The 6,442-nt window shown below is 61.9% G+C and carries 6 protein-coding genes; all 6 read right to left on the bottom strand.

Going from position 1 to position 6,442, the window contains the following annotated elements; all coding sequences use genetic code 11:
• Positions 1-274: 274 nt before the first annotated feature.
• The 6 genes from ABID37_RS25110 to ABID37_RS25085 all read right to left on the bottom strand — a co-directional run bounded on the left by ABID37_RS25110 (position 275) and on the right by ABID37_RS25085 (position 6,433).
• Positions 275-676 carry a group II truncated hemoglobin gene (locus ABID37_RS25110; RefSeq protein WP_354199711.1) on the bottom strand — a complete coding sequence of 134 codons (402 nt, stop codon included), beginning with the start codon at positions 674-676 and terminating at the stop codon, positions 275-277.
• Between the two features lie 129 nt (positions 677-805).
• Positions 806-1,846: a heme-dependent oxidative N-demethylase family protein gene (locus ABID37_RS25105; RefSeq protein WP_354199710.1), complete on the bottom strand. Its 1,041-nt coding sequence runs from the start codon at positions 1,844-1,846 to the stop codon at positions 806-808.
• A gap of 24 nt (positions 1,847-1,870) precedes the next feature.
• Positions 1,871-2,836: a PDR/VanB family oxidoreductase gene (locus tag ABID37_RS25100; protein WP_354199709.1), complete on the bottom strand. Its 966-nt coding sequence runs from the start codon at positions 2,834-2,836 to the stop codon at positions 1,871-1,873.
• A complete protein-coding gene (locus ABID37_RS25095; protein WP_354199708.1) occupies positions 2,833-3,423 on the bottom strand; it encodes a dimethylamine monooxygenase subunit DmmA family protein in 591 nt (196 codons plus the stop codon). Before ABID37_RS25095 ends, ABID37_RS25100 begins: the two co-directional genes overlap by 4 nt.
• A gap of 22 nt (positions 3,424-3,445) precedes the next feature.
• Entirely contained in the window at positions 3,446-4,579 is a 1,134-nt protein-coding gene (locus tag ABID37_RS25090) for an aminomethyl transferase family protein (RefSeq protein ID WP_354199707.1), read from the bottom strand.
• 174 nt (positions 4,580-4,753) lie between these two features.
• Positions 4,754-6,433: a formate--tetrahydrofolate ligase gene (locus ABID37_RS25085; RefSeq protein WP_354199706.1), complete on the bottom strand. Its 1,680-nt coding sequence runs from the start codon at positions 6,431-6,433 to the stop codon at positions 4,754-4,756.
• Between the last annotated feature and the right edge of the window lie 9 nt (positions 6,434-6,442).

Genomic DNA, 6,442 nt, shown 5'->3' with positions numbered 1-6,442 from the left:
TCTGGAACACCCTCGGCTCCATCATCGAACTCTTTACGCCCGCCGAATGCGCCAATTACTTCAAGGCCGCAGGATATGACCCAAATTAAACCGGATGCGCCCTAGCTTGCGTCAATAACATTGCTTCTGGTCAGCCAGAAAACACCGAGTACCCTCCGGGCTAAGGGCTTCTCTTCTCAGACTATTATCAGGGGTTCACCCCGAACTCACGATTGAATCTCTTGCTGAGCCTGCAGTGCCAGTCTCGACTGCAAGGCACGGCGAAATCGGTGGGTCAGTCCATGTTGCGGGACGTCTCGGCAGCGCGCGTGAAGTGAAGCATGAGCTGCGACTTCAACTGGCTGTCGATCCCCACCTGGTCAATCGCCCGCTCCATGCAACGCAACCAGAGATCGCGCATCTCGGGTCCGATCGGCACATGTGCATGGATTTCCGTCAGGCGGGAATGGCCGTGCTTCTGCACATAGCGGCTCGGACCGCCGAAGAAGCCGGAAAGATAGTTGAACTGCTCCTCACGGGAATGGGCGACCCCGTGGCCTCTCAGATGCAGGAGGTGCAGTTCATGGGCGTCCTCATCCTGCTCGATGATGTCGTAGAAGGCTTCCACAAGGGTTCGAACGCCCTCCTCTTCGCCAAGCTCCTTGTAGAGCGTGCGCAGCTTCGCGGGCACGTTCATCGATTCGACTCCTTTCGGCACTGCGGATCGGACGCAACACCATGGTCCGGCACCCCTGCGAGCGCCGGCCCCAAACGCTTACAAGACGCCAAACATGCTCGTGGGGGGCCTCCGCCCGGAACGGCGTGGTCAGTCCGGTCCGAACCCCGGGGAGGTCGGCTGGCCGTCGTCATATTTCGACAGCCATTCGACGGTGGTCGGGCGATAGCGCACCAGACCCTTGTACTCGGCCAGTTCGTCCGGCAGGTCTCGCAGCACGCGATGGAAACGGCGCGCCCACTTCGGCGAGGTGACCAGTTCCTCCATCTTCAGGAGGTAGCAGCGGATCGGGAACAGCAACGCGTTTGAACGCGGCAGGCGAAAGAACATCTGCACTTCAACCCGCAGATGAACCTTGTGGCCGACATTCTCAGGGGTGACGGTCATGCGGTCCGTTCCCCATTTGTGATAGTTCTCAGGGCTGGTGTCGAGCCGCGGATTGATGGTCATCGTCCAGTTGAACCGACGCGCCGGCTGCCCCTGCTGCATGGCCATCAAAAACTTCAGCGCCCGGGTGAAGACACCCAGTTCATGGGCGAGTGGAACAGGTGCATGCCACTCGAAGAAATTCATGCCGATGTCGAAATCCAGCGACCAGTCGGCCTGCGTCGTCACCATGCCGGCATCCATCCACAGATTGCCGTCGCGCTGGTCGAGCACGGCGAAATCACCCTGGCTCTGGCGCGTTATGTACTCCAGCGGACCATAGGGCAGCGTCGACGTATCGCCGAAGGTGAAACGATCCTCGATGCCAAGCGGCCGGTTGATCCAGTGCCACTGGTCGCCGTCCCGCGTCAGCGAGAAAAGGTCGGGATAGCTCTTCGCCTTCTCGGTCATGAGAAGTTCGAGCGTATCCCAGCCGGCAAGTGTCATGTGCGGAAGAGACTGGCAGCGCAGTGGATCCTCGGCCAGCACCATGGCCCGGTCCTGCATCTCGGAGATATAGTGCTCGTCGACGTCGAAGAGATGTTCGAACACCGTGTTCTTGGGTCCCGGCACGTGCGGCTCGATATTGACCGAGTACATGTAGCCGTCTTCATGGAACGGAAAGGGAAAACGCCTGATCTGTTCGGGGCTGTTCTTGAAAGAGAAGTCGTCGCGAAAAGTTTCCTGCCTGAAGTTTATACCCATGGTCTCCTCCTCCGGGTATCCCGCCTACCGTTCGAGAACGAGGGATTTGCCTTCGAAACGCGATACGCACGGCATTACCTTGCAGCCCGAGCGGCGATCTTCCTCGCTCAGCCAGTGATCGTTGTGCCGGAACTTGCCGTCGTATGAAATCACGTTCGTCTCGCATTGGCCGCAGACCCCACCCCGGCACAGATAGGGCGGATCGATGCCTGCTGCCTCTATCGCCTCCAGCAGGCTCTCGTGCTCGCCGACACGGATGTCGATGCCGCTGACGGCCAGCGTGACGTCGAACGGCTTGCCGGGCTGCGGCGCCGCGAAATGCTCATAGTGCACAGTCCCGGCAGGCCAGCCGAGCTGTGTCGCGGCATCTCTCACCCAGGTGATCATCCCATCCGGCCCGCACACATAAAGATGCGTGCCAAGAGGCTGGCTGGACAGAACTCTTTCCAGATCGAGATTTTCGCCATAGTCGCTGCGGTAGAGATGGACCCGCTTGCCGTGACGCTCCCGGAGAAGGTCGGCGTAGGTGCTCACCTTGTCGTTGCGGAACGAGTAGTGCAGTTCAAAATTTCCGCCGTCGGCGGCGAGCTGCGCCGTCTGCGCCAGGAACGGCGTTATGCCGATGCCGCCGGCGATCATCAGATGCTTGCGGGCGCGCAGATCGAGCGAGAACAGGTTAACAGGATTGCTGATCACCATCCGCTGGCCCGGCTCGACCCTGTTGTGCATGAACAGCGATCCGCCACGCCCGGCATCGTCGCGCCGCACGCTGATCGTATAGTCGTGCGTATCGAGCGGCGAACTCATCAGGGAATAGGGATTGAGCCGCGTCCGGTCCTCGTCCTGCATCTCCACGACGATATGGGCACCGCCGGAGAATGTCGGCAACGTCCCGCCATCGACACGCTGGAAATGGAACCGTTTCACCAATTCGTTGACGGCGACGACATCGGTTACCACCGCCTCGATCCTGTTCGACCCTGCGTTCATCGGAATATCTCCTCTGCCGGTGGATTCTCGCTCGGGTCCTCCGCGTTGATGCACACGCCCTGGAAAGCGGCGTGGCGTCGTGAATAGTGATCGCGTACCAGAAGAAGCAGGCCACAATGGGAACAGCGAACCGGCTGGGTGGTCACGTTTTCGGTAATGCCCTTGCAGTGCACGCACTGGACGCGCCGGGCCAGAGAACCGCGGTGTTCGGTCTGGATGGCGCTGTGTTCTATGCCGGCATCTGCTGCAATCTGGCTGACCTGTCCGATCAGGCCCTCGGTGCCGGTCAGATAAAGCCGCAGGCCCATATGGGCATTCTCGAAGATGTGCCGCAGCCGCGGCATCGCAGCCGCGATCGAAGGCCCCTGATAGAAACGGCCCGGCACCAGCGCTTCCAGGCCCGCGACGTATTTGTTCCCGGCCGACCCGGGTATGTACATGATTTCGGCGGAGGCGAAGAAATCCTGAGGCGCCTGCTTCGCCATGGCGAGGATCGCGGACGCACCTTCGGCGTCCGCGATGAAGAGATGATGTGTTCCGGCCTGCGCTGAAAGTTTTCCGTAGACCGGGCGACTGAGCATAGCCATGGCCGGTGCACTGTCCAACGTTCTATCCCTTCGCCGTCCGCTTCAGCTTTTTCGGATCGTCGAATGGCAACGGCTGCGCCTTGGCCTTTACGGTTCCGGAAGCGTTGTGCACTTCAAGGTCCGTTCCGGGCGTTGCGCAATCCACGTCGAGGCGAACGATAGCCATGGATTTCTTGACCAGCGGCGAATACATGGCGCAGGTCACCACACCGACCTTCTTGCCATTGCGATAGACTTCGGCACCCTCGTCGGACGCCGTGTCGCTCGCGACTTCAAGGCCGTAGATCTTAAAGCGTTCCTTGCCCTTGAGCCGGTAGTGTTCTTCCGCACCACGGAAGCCGGTCTTGCCGGGGCTGACGGTGAAGTCGAGGCCCAACTCCCACAGGGTGTCGCCGGGGCCTTCGTTCTCGAACGGGTATTTCTGCGAATTGTCGTAGGGATAGAAGAGCAGATAGCTCTCGACCCGCAGCATATCGAGCGTCGTGAAGCGGCAAGGTATGATGCCCATCTCCTTGCCTTCCTCCACGATACGATCCCAGATCGCCGGTGCATCCTGCCCCCGGCAGAATATCTCATAACCGCGCTCGCCGGTATATCCGGTGCGCGAGATCATGACGGGGAAACCGAACAGTTGCGTCTGCATGTGGTGGAAGTAGTTGAGGTCGCGGATGCCCGGAACGTGCTTGGCCAGATAATCGACGGCGACAGGCCCCTGCAGCGACAGGTCGTGCAGATTATCATCGAAGCGGATCGACACGTCGCGGCCGATGGAGGCACGGGTCAATTCCTCATGGCCGGAGCCCGAACCGTGCACGACCATCCAGGAATTCGGCGCGATGCGATAGATCACGCAGTCGTCAGTGAATTTGCCGGCGTCGTTGAGCATGCACGCATAGGCGGACTTGCCCGGATAGATCTTCTCGACATTGCGCGTGGTCGCAAGGTCGATCACATGGGAGGCATGCGGGCCGTTGATATGCACCTTCTTGAGACCTGAGACGTCCATGATGCCGGCCTTGGTGCGGATCGCGGTATATTCCGCATTGGGATCGCCGTCATAGCTCCAGGCGGTGCCCATGCCGCTCCAGTCCTCGAGCTGCGAGCCGAGAGCCCGGTGCCGGTCGGCCAGGGTAGAAAAGCGCCACGATGCCGTCATTCGATTCCTCCACATTCTAAGGCCGTTGCGGATTTTCCCGACTGTCCGGCCGTCCCTCGGCAGCGGTTTCCCGCTTCCTGCCATTGAACCATATTGCTGCTGCGATGCAACACTCTTAAGCAATTTTTTTTACTGGGAAGAGAATTCTCCGTGCCTGTTTCCGCGCCCCAGGCTTCAGCTGAGGCCTTCGATATCGCCGTTTTCGTTGAGGTAGATGTTTTCGGAGGATGGTTTGGAGGGCAGGCCGGGCATGGTCATGATCTCGCCGCAGATGGCCACGACGAAGCCGGCGCCGGCCGACAGCCGCACCTCGCGCACCGGCACGGTGTGGCCGCTCGGCGCGCCGCGCAGGTTCGGGTCGGTCGAGAACGAATACTGCGTCTTGGCCATGCACACCGGCAGGTTGCCGTAGCCTTGCTTCTCCCACTGGTGGAGCTGGTCGCGCACGGACTTGTCGGCGATCGCCTCCGAGCCGCGATAGATGCGCTTGACGATGGTGTCGATCTTGTCGAACAGGCCAAGCTCGTCGCCATAGAGCGGGGCGAACTGCGAGCGCCCGGATTCGGCCAGCGCCACCACCTTGTGGGCCAGCTCCTCGATGCCGGCCGAGCCCCGGGCCCAGTGCTGGCACAGCACCGCTTCCTCGCCCATGGTGGCGACATAGTCCTTCACCGCCTGGATCTCGGCCTCGGTGTCGGTGTGGAAGTGGTTGATCGCCACGATGGCCGGCACCCCGAACTGCTTGACGTTCTCGATGTGGCGGCCAAGGTTGGCGCAGCCCTTCCTCACCGCCTCGATGTTCTCGGCGCCGAGGTCCTCCTTCTTGACCCCGCCGTTCATCTTCAGCGCCCGCACCGTGGCCACGATGACCGCCGCGGCCGGCTTCAGCCCCGCCTTGCGGCACTTGATGTCGAAGAACTTCTCCGCGCCGAGGTCGGCGCCGAAGCCGGCCTCCGTCACCACATAGTCGGCGAGCTTGAGCGCCGTCGAGGTCGCCATCACCGAGTTGCAGCCATGGGCGATGTTGGCGAAGGGGCCGCCATGCACGAAGGCGGGGTTGTTCTCCAGCGTCTGCACCAGGTTGGGCTGGATGGCGTCCTTGAGCAGCACCGCCATCGGCCGGTGCGCCTTGAGGTCGCGGGCGAAGACCGGGCTCTTGTCGCGGCGGTAGGCGATGATGATGTCGCCCAGCCGCTTCTCAAGGTCCTGCAGGTCGCGCGCCAGGCACAGGATGGCCATGACCTCGGAGGCCACGGTGATGTCGAAGCCGGCCTCGCGCGGATAGCCGTTGGCCACGCCGCCCAGCGACACCACGATCTGGCGCAGCGCCCGGTCGTTCATGTCCATGACCCGCCGCCACGCCACCCGGCGGGTGTCGATGCCCAGCTCGTTGCCCCAGTAGATGTGGTTGTCGATCAGCGCCGACAGAAGGTTGTGGGCCGAGGTGATGGCGTGGAAGTCGCCGGTGAAGTGCAGGTTCATGTCGTCCATCGGCACCACCTGCGCATAGCCGCCGCCGGCCGCCCCGCCCTTCATGCCGAAGTTCGGGCCCAGCGAGGCCTCGCGGATGCAGATGATCGCCTTCTTGCCGATGCGGTTGAGCCCGTCGCCCAGCCCCACCGTCGTCGTCGTCTTGCCCTCGCCGGCCGGCGTCGGGTTGATGGCGGTGACCAGGACCAGCTTGCCGTCCGCCTTGCCCTGCACCGACTTGATGAACTCGGCCGAAACCTTCGCCTTGTCGTGGCCGTAGGGCAACAAATGCTCCGACGGGATCCCGATCTTGCCCCCAACCTCCTGGATCGGCTGCTTGCGCGCCGCGCGGGCAATCTGAATGTCGGTCTTGATCTCGGCCATGTCTTTCCT

The organism is Aquamicrobium terrae, assembly GCF_040545735.1.
Classification (GTDB): domain Bacteria; phylum Pseudomonadota; class Alphaproteobacteria; order Rhizobiales; family Rhizobiaceae; genus Mesorhizobium; species Mesorhizobium terrae_A.
This window is presented reverse-complemented; position numbering and strand designations above follow the sequence as displayed.

What these genes read in the sequence shown, in the direction of transcription:
- ABID37_RS25110 (WP_354199711.1), bottom strand. Translation starts at nt 676, where the DNA reads ATGAACGTGCCCGCGAAGCTGCGCACGCTCTACAAGGAGCTTGGCGAA.
- ABID37_RS25105 (WP_354199710.1), bottom strand. Translation starts at nt 1,846, where the DNA reads ATGGGTATAAACTTCAGGCAGGAAACTTTTCGCGACGACTTCTCTTTC.
- ABID37_RS25100 (WP_354199709.1), bottom strand. Translation starts at nt 2,836, where the DNA reads ATGAACGCAGGGTCGAACAGGATCGAGGCGGTGGTAACCGATGTCGTC.
- ABID37_RS25095 (WP_354199708.1), bottom strand. Translation starts at nt 3,423, where the DNA reads ATGGCTATGCTCAGTCGCCCGGTCTACGGAAAACTTTCAGCGCAGGCC.
- ABID37_RS25090 (WP_354199707.1), bottom strand. Translation starts at nt 4,579, where the DNA reads ATGACGGCATCGTGGCGCTTTTCTACCCTGGCCGACCGGCACCGGGCT.
- ABID37_RS25085 (WP_354199706.1), bottom strand. Translation starts at nt 6,433, where the DNA reads ATGGCCGAGATCAAGACCGACATTCAGATTGCCCGCGCGGCGCGCAAG.